This window comes from Syntrophus buswellii, from assembly GCF_046097065.1.
GTDB lineage: Bacteria > Desulfobacterota > Syntrophia > Syntrophales > Syntrophaceae > Syntrophus > Syntrophus buswellii.
The window spans coordinates 388,167-413,247 of record NZ_CP175563.1 but is presented as its reverse complement, the minus strand read 5'-3'; the positions used below and the strand labels follow the sequence as shown (position 1 = coordinate 413,247).

Here is a 25,081-nt window from a genome sequence, read left to right as displayed (position 1 = left end):
CACAAGCGCGGCAAACAGGCATCCAAGCGCTGCCCCGAGCCTCGCCCCTTACTTACCCCTTTCGGAGCAAACGCTTCTCGAAGCCCACGATGAGCATCACCGAGACAGCCACCGCAAGAAGGCGGATCCAGGAATCGATCCCGATCGGCGCGCTGTGGAACGCCGTGTTCATCGCCGGCACGTACGTGAAAAGAAGCTGCAGAAGAATCATGGCGGAACAACCGGCGAAGATCCAGGGATTGGAGAAGAATCCCAGTGCGAAAGGTGATTTCGTCAGGGAGCGGCAGTTAAAGAGATAAAAGAGCTCTGCCAGAACAAAGAGATTGACGGCCACCGTCCGCGCCTCCTCAAGGGTCGCCCCGTTCTTCGACAGCTCCCACTTGAACAGCCCGAAGGCCCCCAGCACCAGCAGCACCCCCACGAGAAGCATCCGGCGCACAAGCACCGGGGTCAGGATCGGCTCATCGGGAGCACGGGGCGGGCGGGCCATGATGTCAGGCTCCTTGGGCTCGAAAACGAGCATCAGGCCGAGGAGCACGGCCGTCGTCATGTTGATCCACAGGATCTGCACGGCCACGATGGGCAGCATGGTTCCCAGAAGCACTGAGGTCAGAATCACCAGGCCTTCACCGACATTGGTCGGCAGGGTCCAGACGAGGAATTTCGTGAGATTGTCGAACGTCCCGCGCCCCTCCTCCACGGCGGCCTCGATGGAGGCGAAGTTGTCGTCCGTAAGCACCATGTCCGCCGCTTCCTTGGCGACATCGGTGCCGGTGATTCCCATGGCCACGCCGATGTCGGCGCGCTTCAGCGCGGGGGCGTCGTTGACTCCGTCGCCGGTCATGGCCACGATGTGGCCGCGGGTCTGGAGGGCCTCCACGAGGCGCAGCTTCTGCTCCGGCGCCACGCGGGCATACACGGAAACCTCCTCAACGGTTTCCAGGAGTTTCGAATCGCTCATCTCGGCCAGTTCCCGCCCGGTCAGGGCCTTTTCCCCACGAACGAGCCCGATCTGGCGTGCAATGGCCGAGGCCGTAACGGCGTGGTCGCCGGTGATCATCTTGACGTTTATGCCGGCGCTGTGGCAGTTCCTGACCGCCTCTATCGCCTCGGCCCTGGGCGGGTCGATCATGCCCTGCAGACCCAGGAAGGTCATGCCGGACGCCACGTCCTCATGGGAGATCGTTTTCCTGCCTTCAGGCAGGCCCATCCGGGCAAAGGCCAGGACACGCAGCCCCTTGGCGGCCATGGCGTCCACGGCCCCGAGAATTCCGTCGGCATCGAGCTTCACCTGCTCTCCGTCGGAGGACAGAGCCAGAGAGCACCTCTCCAGCATCGCCTCCACGGAACCCTTGGCATACACAACCAGTCCGCCCTCGGGAACGGTGTGCAGGGTGGCCATGTACTGGTGCTGAGACTCGAAGGGAATCGTATCGAGGCGCGGCCGCGCTTCCGTTTCCTCCCGGTCCGAAAGCCCTCCCTTGGCAGCCGCAACCAGAAGAGCGCCCTCGGTGGGGTCCCCCTGAACGGTCCATCGTTCGTCCTTTTCCACAATCAGGCTGTCGTTGCACAGCAGACCGCAGCGGAGACACTCCAACAGGGCGGCGGAAGAAGCGTGAGAAGCGGTTCCATCAGGCGCCAGGATCCGGCCGGAAGGCGCGTATCCTCCACCGGTCACTTCAAAGAACGTCGAACCCACGGCAATCTCCTGGACGGTCATCTGGTTTTCCGTGAGCGTTCCCGTCTTGTCCGAACAGATGACCGTCGTGCTTCCCAGTGTTTCCACCGCGGGAAGCTTCCGGATGATGGCCTGCTTTCGCGCCATGCGCGCTACGCCGATGGCCAGGGTAATGGTCATGGCGGCGGGCAGCCCTTCGGGGATGGCGCCCACGGCCAAGGCGACGGAGGCCATGAACATGTCGAAGGCGCCCTGGCCCCGCAGCAGCCCCACGCCAAACGTGAGGGCCGCCAGGCCCAGGATGACATAAAGAAGAACCTTGCTGAATGCGGAGATTTTTTTGAGCAGAGGGGTTTCCAGCTCCTCCGTCGAGGAGAGGAGTTCGGAAATCCGTCCGACCTCCGTATCGTCGCCGATGGAAACGACGATGCCGCTCGCCTGGCCATAGGTGACCAGGGACGATCCATAGACCATATTCTTCCGCTCAGCCAGAATCGTATCGTGGGGCAGGACCTCCATGCACTTCTGCACGGCCACGGATTCTCCCGTGAGCGCTGATTCGTCGACCTGCAGATCCCGGATCGACAGGAGGCGCATATCCGCGGGGACCTTATCGCCGGACTGGAGCAGGACGATATCGCCCGGAACCACCTCGGCCGACGAGATCCGCCTCTTTTCCCCCGAACGCAGAACCGTGGCCTCGGTCACCATGGTCTGGGCCAGGGCCTCCATGGCCTTGACAGCCTTGGATTCCTGGAGAAAACCGATCACGGAATTGACGAGAACCACCCCGAAAATGACCCCGGCATCAACCCATTCCTGAAGCAGAAAGGTAATCAGAGCAGCCGCAAGAAGGATGTAAACGAGGGGCTGGTGAAACTGGAGGAGGAAGCGCAGAAGAGGGCCTTTGCCCTTCTTCTGCGTCAGGGTGTTGGCGCCGAACTTCTCCCGCCGGTGATTGATTTCGAAGAGGTCAAGGCCTTGGTCCTTATTGCCGTCCAGCAGATCGATGACTTCTTCCGCGGGGAGATGATGCCAGTGCTTGCCGATCAGATTGTCCATGATTTCCTTCCCCTTTCCTCAACCAGGAATTCCTTTCCAGGTTTTTTCCCGATCCTGCAGGATTCAAACGGCATGCTGCGAAAGACGCATTGAAGGTTGGCTACGGAAGCGGAGTTTAACGCGCGAGGATATAGTCCGCTTCAAGCCGCGGGCTTGACTGGAAAAAACACGGCACAGAAATCCAAATGTTAAATCTTAATATACAGTTGGCAATCCCATAAATCAAACGTTAATATGCCTTCTCCTCTACAGTCCCCGGACGGACAACACTCCGGATCAAATTTTCGATGATTTAACATCCTCATAATGATACATGTTTAAGGAAAGTTCCCCCGAGAAGGGGCTCGATGACGCGTCAAGGCCTTCACAAAGAACAGAAATCCTTAATATTGAAAAAAAAAGCATGAAAGAACACCTGATCGAAGAATCCATCCTGTTCATCAGCATCCTGAAATGGGTTGCCATTGCGACGGGCATTGGCATCATCGTGGGATTGTCCACAACCTTCTTTCTGAAGATTCTGGAGTGGGCCCTGGCCTACAGCACCGGCTATCCCTATTATTTTCTCATGCTGCCCGTCGGATTGGCCGTCAGCGCATTGACGACTCAATACCTGGAGCCGGATGCCAAAGGATACGGCATCGAAAAGGTTATCGAGGCTGTCCACCGTCGCGGGGGCAGGATCAAGGCCGCCATCGTTCCGGTCAAGCTCCTCACGGCCATCCTGACCATCGCCACGGGGGGATCGGCAGGCCAGGTCGGACCGTGCGGTCAGATCGGCGCATCCCTGGCCTCTGTGGCGGCGGAATTGTTCAGGCTCGATGAAAGAGACCGGAAAAAGATCGTCGTCTGCGGACTCAGTGCCGGTTTTGCAACGGTCCTCGGAGCGCCGTTCGCCGGCGCCATTTTCGGCGTTGAGGTTCTTTATGTCGGTGGAATCGTTTATGAAATCCTCTTGCCATCCATTATTGCCGGCATAACGGGCTACCACATTGCCCTGCTTTTCGGGATTCACTACCAGTTTTATCCCTTCGATTTCGCGCCGGCCCTGACGGAAGCCTTCATCCTTAAGATCGTGTTCTCCGGAATCTTTTTCGGGATTTGCTCCCTGCTGGTCATCGAGATTCTCAAGAAAGGGAATGCCTTTTCCCAGAAATTCGGTACATTTCTTCCTCTTCGGGGGCTTATCGGCGGAGCATTTCTCATCGGAATGACGCTGATCTTTTCAAAGCAGTTCCTCGGTACCGGTCTCGAAACGATTCAGACGGCCCTCAGGGGTGAAGAAATCATTTTTTACGCCTTCCTGGTCAAAGCGATTTTTACGAGCATCACGCTGAATTTCGGAGGCAGCGGCGGCCTCGTCATGCCGATCCTGTGCATCGGTGCGACAGCAGGAAATCTCTTCGGCGGCCTGTTCGGGCTGGACAGAGCGACCTTTGCCGCGGTCGGTTTTGTCAGCCTGCTGGCGGGAACAACCAACACCCCCATCGCTTCCAGCATCCTGGCTGTGGAATTTTTCGGCAGCGCCATCTCTCCTTACGCGGCCATTGCCTGCATCGTCAGTTTTCTCATGACGGGCCACAGAAGCGTGTTTCCCACACAGGTCCTGTCCTTTCAAAAATCCACTTCCGTCCATGTTGCAATCGGAACGGAGCTGGAGCAGATCCGCACGTCCCCTCAACTCCGGGATAAGAGCCTGACGGGATTGCTGCTGAGAATTCTAAAAAAAATCAAAGACGGCATCAGGAAAAGGCCTCATAGCGGAGAGCCGGATCCTTGAGGAATCCGGAGCGCTTCCTTCATCGGAAAGCCGTTCCCTGCATGGGTTGATCCAGGGAATCTCAACATTCCGCTCCGTCCGCCGATCCCCGGTAAACGGGACGGGTTTTCATCGTGATGCCGCTCTGAAACGCTCCGGCATTTTTTTTCGATCTCCCCGGGTTCCGATCCAGGACCCTGAAGATATTAAAGAAATTTCATCCTTTTTTCTCATTTCATTCTTGCCGACCTTGACCTGCCTGAGGTGCGCCGCCTCATAATCAAGAGTTTTTCTTGACAGATCTTTCAGAGCCTATTATATTCGTACATGAAATATTCTAACAGGAAATATTCCAACAGAAAGGATATTCGCGGCAACGGGGTGGTATCGCCTGTCTATACCAGGCGATACGCGTATTATGTCGCTTTATCCAGTCTAGGAAGGATTTATTATGCTAACGGAATCCCAGCACAAAATACTCAATGAAATCGACGGCAGCTCGATTCGGAACTGGAAGGATTGGCGATGGCAGCTCAGGCACTGCGTCAGGGATCTGGAAACGTTTGAAAACCTGCTCAATATCCAGTTGCCAACCGCTATACGTCATCACTTTACGTTGATCACCGAACAATTTCCCATGTCGATCACGCCTTATTATCTCTCTCTGATTGATGTTGATAATCTGGAAAACGATCCGGTATTCAGGCAGAGTTTCCCGGACATCAAGGAACTTCAGGTTCAGAAAACGGACATGACGGACCCGCTGCACGAGGACAGGGACAGTCCGGTTCCAGGGGTAACGCACCGGTATCCCGATCGCGTGTTGTTTCTGGTGAGCAACATGTGCTCCATGTATTGCCGTCACTGCACAAGAAAGCGCCGTGTGGGAGACCGGGACACGATCCCGAGCCGTGATCAGATCCTCCAGGGAATCGAATATATAAGAGATACGCCGCGGGTAAGGGATGTCCTCCTGAGTGGTGGCGACCCTTTTCTCCTGCCGACGGATTATTTGGACTGGATTCTCTCCGAGCTGAGAAAAATCGAGCATGTCGAAGTCATCCGGATCGGGACACGCACACCTGCTGTGCTCCCCTACCGCATCACGGATGAGCTGGTTGAAATGCTAAGGGCGCATCATCCCCTCTGGATCAACACGCACTTCAACCATCCCCGGGAATTGACAGCCTCTTCAAAACTCGCACTCAGAAAACTTGCAGATGCCGGGATTCCCCTGGGAAATCAATCCGTTCTTTTGTCCGGTGTCAACGACTGCCCCCGGATCATGCGTTCTCTGGTCCATAAACTCGTAGCCAATCGGGTTAGACCCTACTATCTCTACCAGTGCGACCTGTCGGAAGGCCTGAGCCATTTTCGAACCCCCGTGGGAAAAGGAATCGAAATTCTCGAAAGCCTCATAGGTCACACGAGCGGATTCTGCGTTCCCACCTATGTCATCGATGCCCCCGGAGGCGGAGGAAAAATTCCGGTCATGCCGAATTACCTCATCTCATGGTCTACCAACAAGGTCGTCCTGCGAAATTATGAAGGGGTCATTACCACGTATAAAGAACCCGATTCGTACGAGCCGACGTTCTGCGATCGAAATTGCACGGAATGCAATCTCCAGCTCGCCCTCGAAGATGCGGGGGAATTCCGTTCCGTGGGGATCGAAAAACTGCTGGCGGATTACGACGACACCATCGCCCTGATTCCCAGGGACAATGACCGGCACGAAAGAAGGGAAGGAAACGGTTCATGAACAGGCACGTTCCGGACCGGCTGGAAACGCTCCCATGCGGCTCCATCATCCAGCATGGTCCGTACAATGACCGGATCTACCTGTTGAAATTAGGAGACGGCTCAAACGGCGATCTCCCTTTCGACCTGGTCCGAAGAGCGGAACGGAGCGGTTATTCGAAGATCTTCGTTAAAGTTCCGTCACACCGTTCGAACTGGTTTTTCCAGGCGGGTTACGTTGAAGAGGCTTCCATCCCCGGACTCTACAACGGGTGCGATGCAGGAATATTTTTGGGGTATTACCTGGAGGGGCGGCGGGCATCCGAAACGGAAGCAGCAAACCTGGATGCAATTCTCCGCCTCGCACTCAGCAGGGCCGGAACCCCTGCGGCACCGCTCGACACAAACCGGTTCTCAATACGCCGCTGCAGGGAAAGGGATGTGGAGGAAATGGCCTCCATCTACAGGGCCGTTTTTCCGACTTATCCTTTTCCAATCCATAATCCCGCTTATCTCCTTGACACCATGCGAAGTCACGTCGACTATTTCGGGGTCGAAACAGGCAAAAAGCTGGTGGCCCTTTCTTCCGCCGAGATGGACCTGTCAGCCGAAAATGTGGAAATGACGGATTTTGCAACGCTTACCCGGTGGCAGAGTCACAGCCTGGGGGTGCATCTGCTTTTTCAAATGGAGAAAAGGATGAAACACAAAGGCATCAAGACAGCTTACACCATTTCCCGGGCAAAATCCCCGGGAATGAACATCACTTTTTCCAGGCTCGGTTATGCCTATGGAGGAAGGTTAACAAACAACACCAACATTTCCGCACATATCGAAAGCATGAACATCTGGTACAAGGCCATTTCGTAATCTCGGCAGATTTCAAGAAACCCGGGCCGCCGCAACACAGAAAGTGGACGGCCCCACGGATATAACAGCCGTTTCCCGGCCCCTCCATCGTTCAGACAAGCTGGAATCAAACGGGGTGACCGGCAACACGCCCTCATCAACCCTTTCATGGACCCGCCGATAAAAAAAGGATTTACTCATCAATTATTACAGGCTATAATTATTAAAACGAGATATTTTTTAACCCAACGGGCGTTTCATCCAGGTCAACGTGTCGTTATTCCGCCGGACTCAGTCTCTGTAGGCAAATGCTGACTCCGCATTCCGTCAGAAGCCGTGGTCAGGATCAAGAACATGCGCTGGTCAAAAATATTCCCATGGAAAAGAATTCCCGGGGGTTAAAATCCACCATCAGGAATTTCACCTCGCCTGGTGAATCACAACGGAGTCTCCGAAAGCCCGGCATGGCGCCCCAAAAAAAATCCAGGATGTTCCGGGTCGCAACGAGATGGCCGGGCGATCAGAACCCGAAATGTGGGCATTCAGGAAAACCGGAGAACAGGCTCGTCAGGCGTTTTTCATCAAAAACCGGAATGAGCAGGGAAACACCCTTTTTTCTTTTCGCTGATCCTTTGTTCTTCAACCTTCAGGTTCAGCCGCCAGCTTGATCGCTGACGGTTCATAACGGGTGTTTGTGCTTCATGGGTTAACGCATCCGGCACTTCAGCAGTCTTTGCCGGATCGCCTAATTTTCATTTTGGAAGGAGTAGCCAATGATTTCAAAAAACAAAATCGTTCTTGTCATGGCAGGCGCATCTCTCATTTTTGGCTTCACAATCATGGGCTGTGCGGAAAAAGTGGCGGTGCCGAACGAAAAGATCGCAAACGCCGAAAGGGCGATCTCGGGTGCCAGGGAAAGTAACGCCATCGTGAATGCCCCGCTCGATCTGAGAATTTCAGAGGATAAATTAAAGCAGGCAAAGGAGGCCGTGGCCGCCGAAGAGTACGTGCAGGCGGGACGCCTTGCCGATGAGGCGACTCTCGACGCCGATGTCGCCAGGGCGAAGACGCGGGCTGCAAAGGCAAAGGAGATTTCCGGGGAAATGCGTAATACGGTCGATTCCATGCGAAAAGAATTGGAGCGAAGCCATAAATAGGAGGAGCAAAAAGATGGAGAAAGTCAAAAGAAACAGATTCATCATCGTCGACATTCTGCTTTTGATGGGAATATCCTTGTTTATAGCCGGATGTGCCGGCATCACCCCCCAGGAACAGAGGGCCATAGATGCCGTAACCAAAGCGCGGGCCGCTCTTGAAGAAGCCAAGCAGAACCCCCAGATTGCTTCAGTCTCCGCCGTTCCTCTTTATGAGGCGGAGCAGACACTGAAAGAGGCGGAAAAGGTTGAGGATGACGCCGCCCAAAAGGAGCATCTGGCCTACATGTCCGAAAGAAAGACACAGCTTGCCGTTGCATCGGCGGAACGTACGCTGGCGGAGCAGGAAACCTTGAACCTTTCAAAAGAAAAGGATCAGCTGATCCTGCAGCTTCGTGAAAAGCAACTAGGCAAGGCCACGCTCACCGCAAAGGAAAAAGCGGCGGCGCTGGAAAAAGCCCGGATGGAAGCGGAGCAGAAAGCACTTGAAGTGGAGCGAAAGACAGCCGAACTTGCACGGCTGAAAGCCGAACTGGAGGAACTCAAGGCAAGGCCGACCGACCGGGGAATGGTTGTCACCCTGGGCGATATCCTTTTTGCGACGAACCGGGCCACTCTTACAGCGGGAGCCGAAAAGAACATCGATCAGTTGAGCCAGTTCATGAATAAATACCCCACTCGGAAAATCGTCATCGAAGGTCACACGGACAGCAGGGGAAGTTCGGAATATAATTTGACACTTTCCAAGCGACGGGCCGACGCAGTCAAGAAGGCCATGGTTGAAAAGGGGATTGATGAGAGCCGCATCGCGACAAAGGGTTACGGAGAAACCTCTCCGGTGGCCAGCAACAAGACCGCTGCCGGACGCCAGCAGAACCGCCGCGTTGAAGTGATCATTCTTGAAGATGCCCAGAACCCGCAATAGGAACTTCCCTATGGCCCCCTGGTAAGGAGGCAGGCAGACTTCAAAAAGGGCCTCCCGGCCATGTGTCGGGAGGCCCTTTTTCGAATGCGCCGGGCTCCGGAGCGCCTCCGGATCGTCGAAGGTCCTTTTTTTTCAGATGGGCTTATTCGTCATCGCTCCCGACGCCGCCGTTCGGAGAAGGCACAAAGAACTCGGCCTGGGGAAAGTCCCCTAAATTCCTTGCAATGCCTGCATGGAGAAAAGAATTGACCCAGTTGATAATATCGTGCCTCTTGATGAACCGCCTGAGCCTCCGCATTCGGGCCTGCCGCTCATCATCCTGCATGCGCAAGGCGGCATGAATCGTATCGGCCATCCGCTGCCTGTCATAGGGGTTGACAAGAAGCGCGTCCCGGTGGAGTTGAGAGGCGGCGCCGGCGAATTCGCTCAGGATGAGGATCCCTTTTTCCTCTATGTTGCTTGCACAGTATTCCTTCGCGATGAGATTCATGCCGTCTTTCAGCGGGGTGACCAGCGCGATCTCGCAGGTTTTGTAGTAGGCGACAAGTTCCTGGCGCGGCAATGACCGGTATATATAGTGGATCGGCGTCCAGCCGACTTCCGTGAACCTCCCGTTGATCTCCCCCACGATGCGTTCGATCTCCTGCTTGAGATTTCCATACTCTTCCACATCCACACGGCTGGGGACCACCACCTGGATCAGCGTAACCTTCCGGCGCATGTCCGGATAGCACTCCAGGGCATGGGCGAAGGCCAGAAGCCGGTGAGGAATACCCTTGGTATAGTCAAGGCGGTCCACACCAAGGACGAGCTGCCGATTGGGGAGGTTTTCGTGGATGCTCCATGCCATCTCGGCCACTTCACCGGTTCGGGCAAGGTCTTCAAATTCTCTGTAATCGATGCTGATGGGAAAGGCTCCTACGAGAACCTCGCCGTCGGGACGAAGAATCCGGTTCATGAACTTTTCCTTTGCAACCTTGTAATTGAAGAGCGCCCGAACGCATCCGACAAAATTCCTCAAATCTCTCACGGTCTGAAAGCCGACAAGGTCATATTCCATGAGCGCTTCGAGAATTTCGAAGCGCCAGGGCAGCTTGAGAAAAATGTCCAGGGGCGGGAAAGGAATATGGAGGAAGTAACCCGTCTGGCGTTTTAATCCGAGTCGCTTGAGCTCCCTGCCCACCAGGATGAGCTGGTAGTCCTGGACCCACACATAATCATTCTCGTCCGTATTCGAGACAACAGCCTGTGCAAACTTACGGTTCACCTGCTCATAGAACGGCCAGTACGAAAGATCGAAATTGCAGCGCGAAAAAAGGTCATGGAACAGGGGCCAGAGGATCTCGTTGGAGAATCCGTGATAATACTTGTTCACCTCTTCTTTCGTCAAATGGACCGGCTTCAGGGAGTATCCCGTTTCCCGGGTTCCCCTGCGGATGAGGTCCTCGAGAAGAGGACCAGCCGGCTCCTCCTCGGCATTCGTGCCCATCCAGCCGATCCATATCCCATCGCGATTTTTGAGGACCGGCCCCAGGGCTGTCACCAGACCACCGGATCCCGGTTCGATCTGCCATTTCCCCCTCTGCTCTTTTTTCAAGACAATGGGGAGGCGGTTTGATATGACGGCGAGTCTTCTCTTCTCCATGTTCAATCCTCCTGATGCCCCTCGGGGGCTAGAGCGTCCCATCCCTCAAGAAAGTCTTTCACCGCTTCGATATCGGGCAGAAAGCCCGCTGCAGTCGTGGGAACGTCGGCATTTCCAACTTTGATGCCGATGCCTCGGCCCAAAAGAACCCGGAATGCGTCTTCGTCGGTTTCATCGTCTCCGAGATAGACGCAGAAGGCGTCTTCCGGCTGGCGGGCAAGCAGGATCTGCAAGGCGCTCCCCTTGTCCAGGCCGGTGCACCTCAGTTCGACGCCGCCGTTGAACCCCCTCACTTCAAGATTGTGGAGACGGGCAATGGGGGTCCAGCTGTCCACCGCCCATTTCTCCATGGACAGCGCCTCATCGTCCACCTGCCCTCGTGTATGGAGAGCGATACTGGCCGCCTTTACTTCGAGCTGATCCTTTATTCCCCTGCGGATGCCGGTCTCCAGGGCTTTGCCAAGTCCTTCCCTCTGAATTTGAGACGGCTTCCGGATTTCCAGGGTGCCATCGGAATCGTGGAACTCGCATCCATGGCTTCCGATTGTCATGATGCCTGGCACGCCGAGAAGCTTTTCGATCTCGGCAATGGGCCTGCCGGAAGCGACGGCAATGCCGCCGGAAGTCCTGTTCCGAATCCTGGCGATAAGATCCGGGATGCCGGCCATCGGGTAGGCTTCCATCCGCGCGACCTGGAACGGGGCGACGGTTCCGTCATAGTCCAGGACGAGGAAACTCGCCCTGGCGGACTGAAGCCTCTTCCAGAAATCCGGGATGCCCCGGACCGGTATGGGAAAGACGCGCGAGGAAATCACCAGGTCTCGATCCTTTCCCGGGTTTCGAACATGACGGCATGCATCAGGGTGAGGTATTCACGGAGATGGCGCGTCACCAGGAAGTTTTCCAGGACAAAATGATGGGCCTTCTCCCCCATCTCCGTCAGCTGGTCCCGGTGCTTCAGCAGGTACCGGATTCTCAGGGCGGCGCCCTCCGGCGAGGTGACGAGGAAACCGGTGTGATGGTCCACAACCTGAAGCCGGATCCCCCCCGTATCCCCTCCGATTACCGGCTTGCTCTTCCACATCGCTTCGGTCACGGTGAGGCCGAACCCTTCCCGGGTGGACTTCTGGATCACAATGTCCGAGATTCTCTGGAAGGCGTTAATGGTCCGGTGGTCATCACTGGGAAGGAGAAGGACATGGATATCCTCGTCCGTACCGGCGTTCTCTTTGACCCGACGGATCATCTCCTCTCCTTCGGGGTCATCGGCGGCCCCTCCGCCTGCAAGGACAAGTTGAATCGGTGAAAATTCCCTCACCATCCTGTAGGCACGGATCACTCCAATGGGGTCCTTGAACCGGTCGAAGCGCGATACCTGGGTAATGATGGGCCGTTCCGGATCCAGGCCCCACTTGTGGTACATGGCCGAAAGTTCATCGTGCCCCAGATCGATGTTCTTCTCGCTCAGGGGATCGATGCTCGGGGCAACAAGGTAGAGAGGATGGGGAAGCGGCTGGGCGAACTCGGACAGCGACCAGATGCTGGCGGAGTAAGGTTCGACGAACGCCCGCAGGAATTTCCAGACCGGCCGGAACGGGCGGCTCGCATCGATGTGGCAGCGCCATATCCATTTCCCCCGCCGGTTGGGAATAAACTGCGGAAGCGCTGCTGGCTGCGGGTCGTGGATGAAAACCAGATCAGCCTCCTCAAGAGTCTTCCGGAGGGACTCAGCGTTCATCTCGTTAACCCGTTCATATTCCGCCAGATGGTCGGGATGCAGTTCCACCCTCTTACCCTGGAGGCCATTGTGCATCAGTTTCGTGAACGAAAAGAACGGATCGGTCCCGGAGATCACCTCCCATTGAGCGTCGATCCCCAACTCCCGCTTCAGGGGAATGAGCCAGTGGAGAATCTCCGCAACCCCGCCCCCTTCCCGAGTGGAATTGACATGCACGACCTTCATGCCCTGGAGATTCGCAGCGAGCAGCTCCAGGTGATGGATGACGTCCTCGCCGACAATTTGGGCATAGTTCTCCAGCAGTGTCATGACCGGCCCCGCCTTTCTCTCATGTATGCAGCAAAGACCTGATGCAGTTCATTCCGAAGCTCGCTGAGCGTCGTGAAATAGGGGTCTATGCCGGCAATGCGCATGGCAAGTTCCTGGTGCTCTTCACCATAGCCCATGAGCCATTCGGTGAAATCATTTCTTCCCAGAGGGGTTCTCCTGCGCGCATCGATTAAATGATAGAAGATGACTCCCCGTGACATATGAGGGATGTATTCACAGAGATCTTCAATGGTTGAAAACCGTTTGCCGGTGTCGAAAACGACGATCTGGGACCGGACGAAATGGAACCTCTGGGATGGTATGATCCACGAAAGCAGTTCGTTTTCATCGAGCCGCTCTTCGATGACCTCGATGAGTTCCCTGCGCAGTTCTTCGAGGTCCTTGAAACCCGTTGGATCGATCACGGCGAGCCTCTCGGCCAGTGTTTTGTCGTGAATGCCCCGCCAGGTCCAGATCGCAAAATCGTTCTGATAGAGGGGGTCGTCGAAACGGGGGCGCAAAAGGCCGCCCCAGAAATGATAATAGATGCAGCTTGTCGGTATGGTTCCCAGCCTGTCCTTGAGCTCGCGAAGAGTTACCACGTGCTCCCCGGTGGCTACCGCAATGAGTGCGCAGTCCTTCACTGCGAAAGGATCGATCTGCATGGGCCTCCTCACCAAATCACCGTTGGTTTTATCCCGCCTTCAACCTGGATCCGGGAAATCTTTGCAGCAACACCATGGGGAAAGGCTCGATTCCGGCTTCTTCCCGACATTCCGGGGCCGGGCAACCCATTCCCGGAAGCAGCTCAAAAGCGGAATGAGGGTTTGTTTTCTCTTGACATATTTTTCAGAACCGATTATCCAGCGGCAATTAATATTCTTACACGAAATATTTTACCAGAAAGGATTGTCCATGACAACAGAAAGTGGCAATGCTTATGAATATCGAATCATACGCGCTTTGCGTCGCGTCATCCGCGCCGTCCATATCCATTCCAAAAAATTAAACTCGGAGTTCGGACTGACAACGCCCCAGCTTTTGTGTCTCGGTGCATTAGCGGAATCAAGCCGGACAACCCTCACGGATCTGGCCAGGATGGTGAACCTTGGAATAAGCACGGCCAACGGGATCATTGATCGACTGGAAGCGAAGGGATATCTGACTCGAACGAGAAGTTCGGAGGATCATCGCAAGGTGTACCTGGAAATTTCCCAATCCGGAAGGGAAATCATTCTCAAAGCTCCGTCGCCGCTTCAGCACAAGCTGTCGGAGTCCCTGTCGAGGCTTCCCGAATCGGAGCAGATGGTCATCGCCGAATCCCTGGAGCAGGTGGTAAAGCTCATGGAAGCCGAGAAGCTGGACGTCTCGGCCAACCTGTTCCCCGGCGGACAGAGCTACAGAAGTTAAGATAGACATGCCGCAATTACAGCGACTTAACTGAATTCAACGGAGAGGCGGAGAGAAATCGAATGAAAAAAATCTTCATCCGGTCAACTCTTGTTTACATTCTTTTTTCCACGATTGTCCCGACGTTTTTTTTAACAGTCCTTGCCGGTTTCAATCTCCCGGAAAAAACGGATTTCGACGAAGAGATCAAGGTAACCGAATCGGAAGAATTTCACGAAATAACGGGAAAAATCAGAAAAGGTGAAACCCTCTTTGACATTTTTAAACACTACGAACTGAACCTGAACGATCTCTTCAGTTTAAAAGAAGCATCGGCAAGTATTTATAAACTCAGATATCTCCGGGTTAACCAGCCCTATCGGATTCGCCTCGATGAAAACAAACAGATAAACTCCTTCACATACTGGATCGATGAGGACACCATCCTGAATATCACCTGCGGCGAGGAAGGTTTCTGCGCGGAAAAGATCCCTGTGCCTTACGAAAAGAAGATCGAGCACATCGGCGGGGTCATCCAGGATAATCTGATTTCTGCCCTGGGGCATGGCAAAGAGTCCCTGGTGCTTGCACAGAATCTCTCCGATATCTTCGCCTGGGATATAGATTTTACAACAGACATCAGAAAGGGCGACACCTTCAGGCTGGTCGCCGAGGGGTTTTACCTCAATGGAACCCTGAAAAAATACGGCAATATTCTTTCCGCCGAGGTCATCAACAACGGAAAGGCATACCGCGCCTACCGGTTCACGGATGAAGAGGGTACGGATTATTACGATGCATCGGGGAAGTCCCTGAAAAAAACCTTCCTCAGGGCTCCATTGAACTTCAGGCGGATCAGTTCAACGTTCTCCAACGGTCGCTACCATCCGATCCTGAAGATCACCAGGCCTCATCACGGGGTCGACTATGCGGCCCCCGAAGGTACCCCTGTTTCGGCGGCAGGCGATGGATCGGTCGTTTTTGCGGGACGCCGGGGACAGTACGGCAATCTTGTGATTCTGAAGCATCCCGGCGGTTATCAGACGTATTATGGCCATTTGTCGAAAATCCACGAACGTTTAAGGCAGGGAACAGAGGTCAGCCAGGGTTCTTTGATAGGGCTCGTCGGATCAACAGGACTTGCGACGGGGCCGCATCTTCATTTCGAGATGAGGATCAACGACCGCCCCATAAATCCTTTATCGATTTCGGTTCCAAGGGGGTCGGACATCACCGTCAAATCGACGGTAAAATTTGAACGCTTGAAGGCGGAGCAGGATGTTGAACTCGCATCCATTCCTCCCGGCAACTTCCTGGCCATCGAGGGAAAAAGGCATGGCAACCCGGGAAGCAGCGAAGGGTAACGGTGTTTTTCTCCTGCTTTGATGCGGAATACCTTCGAAATAATCGACTCCGGAATGGAGACATTGGGGAAAATCCCTCCGCCTCACGAATGAATCGGAAGGGGTGTACGGAATGGATCTGAACGTTTATCTTGAAAAAATTACGGCCCTTTACCAGGGATATCAATGGCTCATCGTATTTCTGATTATATTTGTCGCGCTTCTATTTGATTTCATTCAAAAAATTGTCCTATCGCGTCTGCACAGGCGGACGCTCCTCACAGAAAACCCCTGGGACGAGGCCATTCTGACTGCTCTTCGGAAGCCTTTGAGCGCCTTGATCTGGATCATAGGCATTTCCGCTGCGGTTAACTACGTAGCACCGAAGACGGCCTTCCTGGAGTATTCCCGGGATGCTGCCCGTGCCGGCATCATCCTTGTTATCGCCTGGTTCTGCGTCAACCTCGTCCGGCAGCTTCATGACAATATCCTGGAAATTCAGCGCAAAAAGGGGAAGCCGGTTGATCCGACCACGGCAGATGCCATCGGCAAGCTTGCCCGGATATCCATTTTTATCACGGCCTCACTGATGATGCTGCAGACCCTGGGCTTCAGCATCTCCGGCGTCCTCGCCTTTGGCGGCATCGGCGGCATCGCCGTGGGCTTTGCGGCAAAGGACATCCTCTCCAACTTCTTCGGCGGATTGACGATCTTCCTCGATCGGCCTTTTGCCGTGGGGGACTGGATTCGCTCACCGGACAGAAACATCGAGGGCGTAGTGGAATACATCGGCTGGCGCCTTACCCGGATCCGAACCTTCGAAAACCGCCCCCTTTACATACCCAACTCGACCTTCACGACCATCGCGCTGGAAAACCCATCCAGAATGACCCATCGCAGGATTTATGAAACCATCGGCGTCCGCTACGATGACGCAAACAAGGTCATGGCCATCGCAAAAGATGTCCGTCAGATGCTGATCGATCACCCCGGCATTGATCCCACCCAGACACTGATCGTCAATTTCAACACCTTCGGCCCCTCGTCCCTGGATGTCATGGTCTATGCCTTCACCAGAACGAAGGTGTGGGTGGAATATCACCAGGTCAAGGAGGATGTGCTGATGAAGGTTTACCGGATTATCCTCTCCCATGGAGCGGAGGTCGCTTTCCCGACCTCGACCATCCATGTTCCCGAGCGGATATTGCTGGAACAGGTAAACCTTAGCTCCCAAAAATAAACACGGAAGGGCCATCCCAAAAAAACAGCGCCTTTATACAAGTCCGGAACTCCTGAACGATCATGAACAAGCAGCGATTCAGCAACTCCCTCTGCCGGAGAATCTGGAACTTTCCGGATCCAGATTCTCCGGTCTTGCCAATCCGAGCAGGAGATTCTGGAATGCCTGAAAACATTAAGGGCTCAACAAACGGACGGGGCAGAAGGCGCCTCCCGCAACTTGTCAATCCTTCCTGCCATTTAACAATTTCTTTTCTCGTCTACTCTTTCCGGAGGCGGTGCTCTCCTTCTTCAGCGAACGGCGGCCGCGGAGGACTCGCCCGAAAAGCGGAATGCAAAAGCCGCAACAGGTGGGCCTATCGTTTCGAACATCGTGACGGCCCCAAGCACCGTGGCTGAAATCAGGGATGCCTGATCCATGAACATCATACAGGAAGTGTCGGCTAGCCCTATCGCCAGACCTGCCATTGGAACCATGAGAAGTCCGCTCGATATTCCGTAACGAAGGGGTTTACGAAGCAGGACCGTTGCTGCGGTAACCCCGGCCGTTTTTGCAAATGTACGGGCAACTACCACCGCGAAGACTGCAGGAGCAAACTCGATCAATTCACTTACATGCAGCTTTGCACCTGCAAAAACAAACAGTACGATAAAAAAAAGCTCAAAGGCAGGACCAAAGGCCAACTCTGAAACAATATTTTCCCTCTCAATACTTTTCGCCGCAACTCCGACAACGAGCGGAACAAGGAGCATGGAAAGCTGCGTCTCCTTCGCAAAGCCAACTGCCAACATGATTGTACCTATTACAAGTGCGAGTCGGTATTGAGCTGCCTGGCGGGTCTTGATAACAAAAAAATGTAGACACCAGCCTAAAATAATCCCCAAAAGGAGCGACCCCATCAGTTGGTACAGGGGCTGAAGAATCACGGTCATCCAGTGTGAACCTACGGTGTAATGCATGAAGGGCAGAATGAAAGAGAATAACGTAAAAGAAATCAGATTATTGAGCGCAACCAGTGTCTCCGTGGATTCCGTCACTTTGCCCGATGCGCCGACTTCATTCGCCACATGCAAAAGAACCGCTGGGGATGAGGAAACGGTGATTGCGGCAACCAGTGCAGCCGTTGCGATCCCCACATCAAAAATCGAGAGGATGTAGGTTACAAGACAAAAGGTCGCAACACTTTCAACAAGAGAGACCAGAAGGAGGCTTGGTTATGTCGAAGCATGGCCATGTCGAGTGACAACCCAAGCCGATAGAGAATAAGCCCAAGGGCGATATGTATAAGAATCCCTGACTGGGCCAAGGTTTCCTGGCTCAAAATATTGATTCCGCTCGGCCCGAAGAAGAATCCGACAGCCATAAACCCCGTGATGCTTGGAAGCCAGGGGATAAGATGTGTGATGAATCCGCCAAGGGACCCGATCAGCAGGATGAGGCCAAATGCCATCAATGGCGTGATATCTGCTGGAAAGCTCGGCAAACAACTCATGGAGAACTCCGTCTGATCAGGTTAGTGTAATGGGGGAAATCATAGGAACCCCATGGAGGGATCGCCGGTTTGCTCCAATCAAAGCAAGATAAAGATGATTAGTCAAGGCTTGAGCTTGTCGCCTGGCAAATTACCTCCCCGATGGTATAGGGTCTCCTGAATAGGATTCCGTCACCGTCGCAGTAAGAGATATTTCCTGGCCTCCTCACTGAAGAGCAGAAGGAAGGCAAAGGGAAGAAGGACCAGCCACATTGCAGGGGAAAGGGGATAGGTCGAGAATACCCTGTTTCCGTAAGGGGAATAGACGATGAAGAGCTGAAGGCAGAGTTCGAAACCGATGCCGATGAAGATGAACCGGTTTGAAAAAAAACCGAGTCTGAACACGGACTCTTTCGCCGACCGGCAGGCAAAGACGTTGCCGATCTGGACGATGATGATCGCGGTGAGACACGCCGTCGTCGCCTGCAGATAGAGGACGTGATCCGGCGCTGCCTCCATCCCCCATGTCCAGCCCCCGTTGATCATGACATAGAAGAAACCGGACATGCAGGCGAAGGCTTCGATCGGCCCCAGGAAGAGATAGGCACGGGAAAGGAGCGAAAAATTGAGGAGTCTCTCGTTCCTGCTTCGGGGCGGCTGCCTCATCACCGCCGGTGTCGGCTTTTCCGTGCCGAGGGCCAGTGCCGGAAGCATGTCCGTGCCGAGGTCGACGGCCAGGATCTGCATGATCGTCAGCGGCAGCGGGATCCGGAACAGGATGTATGCGAGGTAGGGGACGGCCTCCGGGATGTTGGAGGCAAAGATGTAGGTGATAAATTTCCGGATGTTCTCGTAAACCGCCCGGCCTTCCTCAACGGCATTGACGATGGTGGCGAAATTGTCATCCAGCAGGATCATGTCCGAAGCTTCCTTCGCGACATCGGTACCCGAAATGCCCATGGAGATGCCGATATCCGCCTTTTTCAGGGCAGGCGCGTCATTGACGCCGTCGCCCGTCACAGCGACCCATTCCCCTTCCTCCTGGAGGATCGAGACGACCCTCATCTTGTGCTTCGGCGCCATGCGCGCAAAGAGGATTTCTCCGACCGAGAGTTTTTCCCGGAGTTCCCGGTCATCCATTTCCAGGAACTCCGGCCCTTCGATCACGAGCGGATCGCCCTTCACCAGGCCGATCTCGCGGGCGATGGCAACTGCCGTCCGGCTTCCATCCCCCGTGATCATGATGACCTTGATGCCCGCCTCATGGCATTTTCCAATGGCCTCCGGCACCTCAGGCCGCGGCGGGTCTTCGAGCCCGACCAGGCCGGCCAACACAAGATCCTCTTCCAGAGACGAGGGGTCCGGGGGGAGGAGATCGGAAGGATTTTTCCTGTAGGCGAAGGCCAGAACCCTCAGCCCATGATCCATGAGGGACCCATAGGCATCCAATGCCCTTTCGCGAAAGGTCTCCTCCATCCCGTATTCGACGCCGTTCACCAGGAACCGGCTGCACAGGGGCAGGATGCTCTCCATGGCCCCCTTCGAAAAGACGATTCCCGCGTCCCCCACTCTGTTCACGGTGGTCATCCTCTTCCGGTCCGAGTCGAAGGGAATCTCAAACATGCGTTCTGCACTCAGATCACCCAGGCTTTCCCTTCCAAGCCGCAGCAGGGCAGTCTCGGTGGGATCCCCCCGGTATTCATTGTCGGCGAAGCGCGCATTATTGCACAGAAGGGCCGCCTGCATCAGCGGATCATCGGCCGGCGCCATAAATCCCTGCGCATCCAGGATCGAGCCGTCTCTCCATATTTTTTCCGCGGTCATTCGATTCTGGGTCAGTGTTCCGGTCTTGTCGGTGCAGATCACGGATACGCAGCCCAGCGTCTCCGCCGAGGAGAGATTCTTGATCAAGGCCTTCCGTTTCGCCATTCTCTGGCTCGCCATGGCCAGGGAGAGGGTGACGGTGGGCAGCATCCCCTCGGGGATCAGGGCGACGGTGATGCCGACGGCAAAGATGAAATTTCCCCAGAAATCCCTCCCGATGACAAATCCGAGGCTGAAGAAAAAGATGCCGACCAGGGCGGCGATGGTCGCCACCAGGCGGGTCGCCTTGGCAATCTCCTTCTGAAGCGGGCTGAGATCCTGCTCAACGGCGCTCGTCAGATGGGCGATCCGGCCGAATTCCGTCCCCATTCCTGTTGCGAACACCAGGGCTTTTCCCGAACCGCTTATGACGCTTGTCCCGGCAAAGACAATATTGGGGCTGTCCAGAAGTTCGCCCGGCGCAGGCAGAGCATTGCGAAGGCTGGCTTCGGACTCGCCCGTCAGCGGAGCATTGTTGACCTTCAGCATGGCGCCTTCGATGAGGCGGGCGTCGGCGGGGATCCGGTCCCCTTCGGAAAGGAGCATAACATCCCCCGGGACAACCTCCCGAGACGGGACCTTCCGCTCCTTTCCTTCCCGGACAATCCGCACCGAAAAGGGCAGAAGCCTCTTCAGGGCCTCCAGGGCCTTCTCGGCGCGGTATTCCTGGATGTAGGTAAAGACGGCATTGATCACAATGACGCCGATGATGGCAAAACCGAGGGTGCCCATGTCCTCGCCGGGATGGAGATAATCGGAAAGGAAGGCGAGCCCTGCGCCGACCCAGAGGAGCAAGGCCAGGAAATGGGTAAACTGCTTCAAGAACCGGATCGCCAGGGGAGTTCTGTGCGCCTCCCGGATCTCGTTGAAACCGCTTTCCGAAAGCCTTCGGGCGGCTTCCTTTTCGGAAAGGCCGTTTTCCGAACTGACAAGGGCCCGAAGGGCCTCCTCCCGGGAAAGGCTGTTAATCTTCATGGCGGGGCTTCAGGATGATGAGGTCGCAGGGTGTCTCTCTCAGAACCTGCTCGACGGGACTGCCATTGAGCAGGGAAGCCAGAAGGCTCCGCTCGCTGGCCCCCATGATGATAAGGTCATGCCGCTTTGCAAAGGCTTCGACCGTGATGTTCCGGGCGATCCCTCCCGGCAGGTGCCGCCCTTCATGCTCGATGTCCCTCTGCGTGAGATGACTCATGAAGTGCGCGATGTCCGTTGACCTGCGCTCTTCCCATTCCGGGGGAGTGAGGTGTATCTCTCCGGAAAAGAGCTTTTCCAGAGGCTTCGGCGCATGGAAGACGAAAACCTTTGCCCCGAATGCCTTGGCCATGGCGGACACAAAAAGCGCACGTTCCCGCACGCGATTGATCCTTGCCTTCACCGGAACGAGAATCCTCCCGGGGCGCACCCTGCCGGAATGGGCAATGCGCACGAGGGCCACGGAGCAGGGAAGCTTCAGCGACAGGCTCCGGGCCACAGTGCCGGCGTAGAACCTTTTCTCAAGATCCTCTCTCCGGGTCGAGGCAAAGACAAGCCCGATCCTTTCCTGGCGGACGATTTTCCCGATCTCCCGGAGGGGATTTCCCGTGGAGGCGATGCTTTCCGCCTGGATGTTCCGTTCCAGGGCGTCGTCGAAAAGCCGCTGAATGGCTTCCTCGGCGATGTGGCGGTCATGGGGGGGCATGCCCTCCTCGGCGACAAAGCAGATATAGAGCTTTGCATGAAGCTCCTGGGCGAGGTTCAGGGCATAGCGCGCCGCCACTTCGGAATTCAGATGCTCATTGACTGCGGCAAGAATCTTTTTATACATGGTTTCCACGGAATCGCTCCGGCGGCATGGTCCCCTCATCGGCGGAAAAGGCTTCCTTCCGGGGGAAAACCCCCGAAAAGGCTCTCACGGACAAGCCTCTCAGCCCTTTGTGCCCTCGGCTCATCTTGCCGGATTTATTTTACTCCCCGACACGGACGATTTCTATGAGAAATGTGGCCGTGGATGAAAAAGATTTCCGGAAAGTCAGACCTGTCCCGCAGACGAAGCCTTCAGGGCACACCATGGCCGGCCATCGGTCACAATATCCTTGAATTCCCCGGATTCCCCCCTTATGATCAGCAGGATCAGTCGCCTATTTCCTATTCGAGGTTGGCACAGGCAATGAGCAGCGGGCTGGACCCCAAAATATTTCCCGGACTTTCGGAAGAGGAAGCGGCACAGCGCTTACTCCGGGATGGGTACAACGAGTTGCCCTCGTCCCGGGGGCGCAGCGTCTGGGCCGTCACCGGGGATGTCGTGCGGGAACCCATGTTTCTGCTGCTGGTCACCTGCGGAACCCTTTACCTTTTCCTGGGAGATGTTCATGAAGCGCTGATGCTCCTCGGTTTTGTCTTTGTCGTCATGGGCATCACGCTTTATCAGGAGCGCAAGACGGAGCGGGCCCTGGAGGCCCTGCGGGATCTTTCCAGCCCCCGCGCCCTGGTGATCCGGGATGGCCGGGAAAGACGGATTGCCGGACGGGAGGTTGTCCGGGGGGACATCCTGGTGGCGAAAGAGGGGGATCGCATTCCCGCCGATGCGGTTCTGCTCTCCTGCCTGAGCCTCTGCGTGGATGAGTCTCTCCTGACCGGAGAATCCGCACCTGTCCGGAAGTCCGCCGACCCCTGCGCCTCCGGAATGGGACGGCCGGGCGGTGACGATCTTCCCTTCATTTACTCGGGGACCCTGGCCGTTCAGGGCCAGTGCATCGCCCGGGTACTGGCCACGGGCATCCACACCGAGATCGGGAAAATCGGCAGGGCCCTGCAGGACGTTGCGCCGGAGGAATCTCTCCTGCAGAAGGAGACGGGGCGGCTGGTCCGCTATTTCTCGCTCCTTGGACTTTCCCTGTGCGCCGTGGTCATTGTCGTCTATGGGTTGACGAGGGGGGACTGGCTCCATGGGCTTCTGGCGGGCATCACCCTGGCCATGGCGACCCTGCCGGAAGAGTTTCCCGTCGTGCTTACCGTCTTCCTGGCTATCGGAGCCTGGCGCATTTCCCAGAAGCGGGTCCTCACCCGGCGCATTCCGGCCGTCGAGGCCCTTGGTTCAGCCACCGTCCTCTGTGTGGATAAAACAGGGACACTCACCGAAAACCGGATGACCGTCCGGAAACTGTTTGCCCGGAACTCCTTCTTCACGCTGGGAAATTTTGATCAGCAGATCCTGCCCGAACCTTTTCACGAGCTTGCGGAATTCAGCATCCTGGCAAGCCAGATCGACCCCTTTGATCCCATGGAAAAGGCGATCAAGCAGTTAGGTGACCTCCACCTTGCAGAAACGGAACATCTCCATTCCGACTGGACGCTGGTTCACGAGTACCCCCTCTCCCGGGAGCTGCTTTCCCTGTCCCGCGTCTGGAAATCCCCTCATGGCGGAGACTACGTCATCGCCGCCAAGGGCTCACCGGAAGCGATTGCCGATCTCTGCCACCTGAATGAAGGAGAAACGGAGAAGTTGGATCGGCACGTTCGCTGCCTTGCCGATGACGGCCTCCGGGTGCTCGGGGTCGCCAAGGCCGTTTTCGAGCCCTCGGACCTGCCCGATGGACAGCATGACTTCGTTTTCGAATTCGTGGGCCTGATTGGATTGTCCGATCCGGTGAGGGCCTTGGTCCCGGAATCGATTCGAGAATGCCGTACAGCGGGAGTCCGCGTGGTGATGATTACCGGGGACTATCCGGGAACGGCCCGGCACATCGCCCGTCAGATCGGCCTGGCACCCGTTGAGGACTGCCTGACGGGACCGGAGCTGGACGCCATGTCCGATGAGGAACTGCAGCGGCGAATTTCGGAAATCAACATCTTTGCCCGTGTCGTCCCGGAGCAGAAACTGCGGCTCGTCGAAGCCCTCAAGGCAAAGGGTGAAATCGTGGCGATGACCGGGGACGGAGTCAACGACGCCCCGGCCTTGAAGTCCGCCCATATCGGGATTGCCATGGGGGGCAGAGGGACGGATGTAGCGAGGGAGTCCGCTTCGCTGGTACTTCTCGACGACGATTTTTCGTCCATCGTCCAGGCTCTGAGACTGGGGCGCCGGATATTTTACAACATCCGAAAGGCCGTGGCCTACATCGTCGCGATCCATGTGCCGATTGCGGGATTGTCCCTGATTCCCGTACTCTGCAACTGGCCCCTCATTCTGATGCCGGTTCACATCCTGTTTCTGGAATTAATCATTGATCCGGCCTGCTCGATCGTCTTCGAAAACGAACGGGAGGAAGCAGACGTGATGACCCGCCCTCCCCGAAACCCGGCCGAACCCCTGTTGAACGCGAGAACGCTGGCCGTCAGCCTGATGCAGGGCGTCAGCGTTCTTTTTCTCCTGGTGGTCGTCTTTCTTCTCTCCTTCCATGAGGGACTTGGCGAAGGCTACGCCCGGGCGTTGACGTACACGGCCCTTATTGCCGCCAACCTCTGCCTGATTCTGACCAACCGCTCCTGGTCACGGACGATTCCGGCCACGCTGAACGCTCCCAATCCCGCGCTCTGGTGGGTGATCGGGGGAACCCTTCTCTTCATGGGACTGGTCCTGTACGCTCCCGCCCTGCGGAATCTGTTCAAATTCGACCGGCTCCATGCCCCCGATCTCTGGCTGTGCCTGGCGACGGGAGTGGTCAGCATTCTCTGGTTCGAGGGACTCAAATTCCTTCGCGGCCTCCAGAAACCGTTTTTTATGCGATGATTTCTTGACAATAAGCGTTTATAGTGATTTATGAAGTGCCGCTTAATTCTCAGATGTTGAGGAGCGGGGGACCCATTTTTTCCGGGGCGTATCACCACACATAAGGTGTAGGGCATCCTCTTCGGCCCGAGCCCGTCAGCTAACCCCGCAGGCGTCGTTGAGGAGACCTTCCCCATCATTCATCGGGATCTGCTCCTCCAAGTTCCTG

The 25,081-nt window shown here is 55.8% G+C and carries 16 protein-coding genes, 1 pseudogene and 1 riboswitch; of the genes and pseudogenes, 9 read left to right on the top strand and 8 right to left on the bottom strand.

The window, feature by feature from the left end; translation table 11 throughout:
• Nucleotides 1-52: 52 nt before the first annotated feature.
• On the bottom strand, nucleotides 53-2,740 hold the full coding sequence (locus ACJ77P_RS01865; protein ID WP_408998856.1) for a cation-transporting P-type ATPase: 2,688 nt from the start codon (nucleotides 2,738-2,740) through the stop codon (nucleotides 53-55).
• A gap of 403 nt (nucleotides 2,741-3,143) precedes the next feature.
• Here ACJ77P_RS01865 and ACJ77P_RS01860 point away from each other — a divergent pair, with 403 nt between their 5' ends.
• The 5 genes from ACJ77P_RS01860 to ACJ77P_RS01840 all read left to right on the top strand — a co-directional run bounded on the left by ACJ77P_RS01860 (nucleotide 3,144) and on the right by ACJ77P_RS01840 (nucleotide 9,167).
• Nucleotides 3,144-4,520, top strand: a complete 1,377-nt coding sequence (locus tag ACJ77P_RS01860; RefSeq protein WP_408998855.1) for a chloride channel protein — start codon at nucleotides 3,144-3,146, stop codon at nucleotides 4,518-4,520.
• A gap of 430 nt (nucleotides 4,521-4,950) precedes the next feature.
• Nucleotides 4,951-6,261: a lysine 2,3-aminomutase gene (gene ablA, locus ACJ77P_RS01855; protein WP_367359705.1), complete on the top strand. Its 1,311-nt coding sequence runs from the start codon at nucleotides 4,951-4,953 to the stop codon at nucleotides 6,259-6,261.
• Nucleotides 6,258-7,109, top strand: coding sequence for a putative beta-lysine N-acetyltransferase (gene ablB / locus ACJ77P_RS01850; protein ID WP_408998854.1), 852 nt, complete (start codon nucleotides 6,258-6,260; stop codon nucleotides 7,107-7,109). Before ablA ends, ablB begins: the two co-directional genes overlap by 4 nt.
• 752 nt (nucleotides 7,110-7,861) lie before the next feature.
• Nucleotides 7,862-8,245, top strand: a complete 384-nt coding sequence (locus tag ACJ77P_RS01845; RefSeq protein WP_367359703.1) for a DUF4398 domain-containing protein — start codon at nucleotides 7,862-7,864, stop codon at nucleotides 8,243-8,245.
• Between the two features lie 13 nt (nucleotides 8,246-8,258).
• Nucleotides 8,259-9,167, top strand: a complete 909-nt coding sequence (locus ACJ77P_RS01840) for an OmpA family protein (RefSeq protein ID WP_367359702.1) — start codon at nucleotides 8,259-8,261, stop codon at nucleotides 9,165-9,167.
• Between the two features lie 142 nt (nucleotides 9,168-9,309).
• On the opposite strand, the gene ACJ77P_RS01835 is transcribed toward ACJ77P_RS01840, so the two are convergent.
• From ACJ77P_RS01835 to ACJ77P_RS01820, 4 genes are read right to left on the bottom strand one after another with little or no spacing between them, the layout of a single operon-like run.
• Nucleotides 9,310-10,812 carry a trehalose-6-phosphate synthase gene (locus ACJ77P_RS01835; protein WP_408998853.1) on the bottom strand — a complete coding sequence of 501 codons (1,503 nt, stop codon included), beginning with the start codon at nucleotides 10,810-10,812 and terminating at the stop codon, nucleotides 9,310-9,312.
• Between the two features lie 2 nt (nucleotides 10,813-10,814).
• A complete protein-coding gene (gene otsB / locus ACJ77P_RS01830; RefSeq protein ID WP_367359700.1) occupies nucleotides 10,815-11,627 on the bottom strand; it encodes a trehalose-phosphatase in 813 nt (270 codons plus the stop codon).
• Entirely contained in the window at nucleotides 11,624-12,859 is a 1,236-nt protein-coding gene (locus tag ACJ77P_RS01825; protein WP_408998852.1) for a glycosyltransferase, read from the bottom strand. Before ACJ77P_RS01825 ends, otsB begins: the two co-directional genes overlap by 4 nt.
• The gene (locus tag ACJ77P_RS01820; protein ID WP_367359698.1) at nucleotides 12,856-13,524 is read right to left on the bottom strand and encodes a DUF5752 family protein; all 669 of its coding nucleotides are present in this window, start codon (nucleotides 13,522-13,524) and stop codon (nucleotides 12,856-12,858) included. Before ACJ77P_RS01820 ends, ACJ77P_RS01825 begins: the two co-directional genes overlap by 4 nt.
• A gap of 250 nt (nucleotides 13,525-13,774) precedes the next feature.
• Here ACJ77P_RS01820 and ACJ77P_RS01815 point away from each other — a divergent pair, with 250 nt between their 5' ends.
• The 3 genes from ACJ77P_RS01815 to ACJ77P_RS01805 all read left to right on the top strand — a co-directional run bounded on the left by ACJ77P_RS01815 (nucleotide 13,775) and on the right by ACJ77P_RS01805 (nucleotide 16,831).
• Entirely contained in the window at nucleotides 13,775-14,269 is a 495-nt protein-coding gene (locus ACJ77P_RS01815) for a MarR family winged helix-turn-helix transcriptional regulator (RefSeq protein WP_367359697.1), read from the top strand.
• Between the two features lie 62 nt (nucleotides 14,270-14,331).
• Nucleotides 14,332-15,612 (top strand): M23 family metallopeptidase, encoded by a 1,281-nt coding sequence (locus ACJ77P_RS01810; protein WP_367359696.1) that lies wholly within the window; start codon nucleotides 14,332-14,334, stop codon nucleotides 15,610-15,612.
• A 112-nt stretch (nucleotides 15,613-15,724) separates the two neighbouring features.
• The gene (locus ACJ77P_RS01805) at nucleotides 15,725-16,831 is read left to right on the top strand and encodes a mechanosensitive ion channel family protein (protein ID WP_367359695.1); all 1,107 of its coding nucleotides are present in this window, start codon (nucleotides 15,725-15,727) and stop codon (nucleotides 16,829-16,831) included.
• Between the two features lie 290 nt (nucleotides 16,832-17,121).
• On the opposite strand, the pseudogene ACJ77P_RS01800 reads toward ACJ77P_RS01805, so the two are convergent.
• The 3 genes and pseudogenes from ACJ77P_RS01800 to ACJ77P_RS01790 all read right to left on the bottom strand — a co-directional run bounded on the left by ACJ77P_RS01800 (nucleotide 17,122) and on the right by ACJ77P_RS01790 (nucleotide 22,008).
• Nucleotides 17,122-18,281, bottom strand: a pseudogene (locus ACJ77P_RS01800) (cation:proton antiporter).
• 213 nt (nucleotides 18,282-18,494) lie between these two features.
• On the bottom strand, nucleotides 18,495-21,140 hold the full coding sequence (locus ACJ77P_RS01795; protein WP_408998851.1) for a cation-translocating P-type ATPase: 2,646 nt from the start codon (nucleotides 21,138-21,140) through the stop codon (nucleotides 18,495-18,497).
• Complete coding sequence (locus tag ACJ77P_RS01790) at nucleotides 21,130-22,008, bottom strand: universal stress protein (RefSeq protein WP_367360610.1); 879 nt, start codon at nucleotides 22,006-22,008, stop codon at nucleotides 21,130-21,132. The genes ACJ77P_RS01795 and ACJ77P_RS01790 overlap by 11 nt, the downstream gene beginning before the upstream one ends.
• A gap of 303 nt (nucleotides 22,009-22,311) precedes the next feature.
• On the opposite strand from ACJ77P_RS01790, the gene ACJ77P_RS01785 reads away from it, so the two are divergent.
• Nucleotides 22,312-24,873, top strand: coding sequence for a cation-translocating P-type ATPase (locus ACJ77P_RS01785; protein ID WP_408999388.1), 2,562 nt, complete (start codon nucleotides 22,312-22,314; stop codon nucleotides 24,871-24,873).
• 29 nt (nucleotides 24,874-24,902) lie between these two features.
• Nucleotides 24,903-25,042, top strand: a riboswitch (cyclic di-AMP (ydaO/yuaA leader).
• Nucleotides 25,043-25,081 lie beyond the last annotated feature (39 nt).

Bases quoted from the DNA above. Each gene is read 5' to 3' on its own strand.
- ACJ77P_RS01835 (WP_408998853.1), bottom strand. From the start codon at position 10,812: ATGGAGAAGAGAAGACTCGCCGTCATATCAAACCGCCTCCCCATTGTC.
- ACJ77P_RS01825 (WP_408998852.1), bottom strand. From the start codon at position 12,859: ATGACACTGCTGGAGAACTATGCCCAAATTGTCGGCGAGGACGTCATC.
- ACJ77P_RS01820 (WP_367359698.1), bottom strand. From the start codon at position 13,524: ATGCAGATCGATCCTTTCGCAGTGAAGGACTGCGCACTCATTGCGGTA.
- ACJ77P_RS01840 (WP_367359702.1), top strand. From the start codon at position 8,259: ATGGAGAAAGTCAAAAGAAACAGATTCATCATCGTCGACATTCTGCTT.
- ACJ77P_RS01815 (WP_367359697.1), top strand. From the start codon at position 13,775: ATGACAACAGAAAGTGGCAATGCTTATGAATATCGAATCATACGCGCT.
- ablB (WP_408998854.1), top strand. From the start codon at position 6,258: ATGAACAGGCACGTTCCGGACCGGCTGGAAACGCTCCCATGCGGCTCC.
- ablA (WP_367359705.1), top strand. From the start codon at position 4,951: ATGCTAACGGAATCCCAGCACAAAATACTCAATGAAATCGACGGCAGC.
- ACJ77P_RS01860 (WP_408998855.1), top strand. From the start codon at position 3,144: ATGAAAGAACACCTGATCGAAGAATCCATCCTGTTCATCAGCATCCTG.
- ACJ77P_RS01795 (WP_408998851.1), bottom strand. From the start codon at position 21,140: ATGAAGATTAACAGCCTTTCCCGGGAGGAGGCCCTTCGGGCCCTTGTC.
- ACJ77P_RS01865 (WP_408998856.1), bottom strand. From the start codon at position 2,740: ATGGACAATCTGATCGGCAAGCACTGGCATCATCTCCCCGCGGAAGAA.
- ACJ77P_RS01785 (WP_408999388.1), top strand. From the start codon at position 22,312: ATGAGCAGCGGGCTGGACCCCAAAATATTTCCCGGACTTTCGGAAGAG.
- ACJ77P_RS01845 (WP_367359703.1), top strand. From the start codon at position 7,862: ATGATTTCAAAAAACAAAATCGTTCTTGTCATGGCAGGCGCATCTCTC.
- ACJ77P_RS01810 (WP_367359696.1), top strand. From the start codon at position 14,332: ATGAAAAAAATCTTCATCCGGTCAACTCTTGTTTACATTCTTTTTTCC.
- ACJ77P_RS01790 (WP_367360610.1), bottom strand. From the start codon at position 22,008: ATGAGGGGACCATGCCGCCGGAGCGATTCCGTGGAAACCATGTATAAA.
- ACJ77P_RS01805 (WP_367359695.1), top strand. From the start codon at position 15,725: ATGGATCTGAACGTTTATCTTGAAAAAATTACGGCCCTTTACCAGGGA.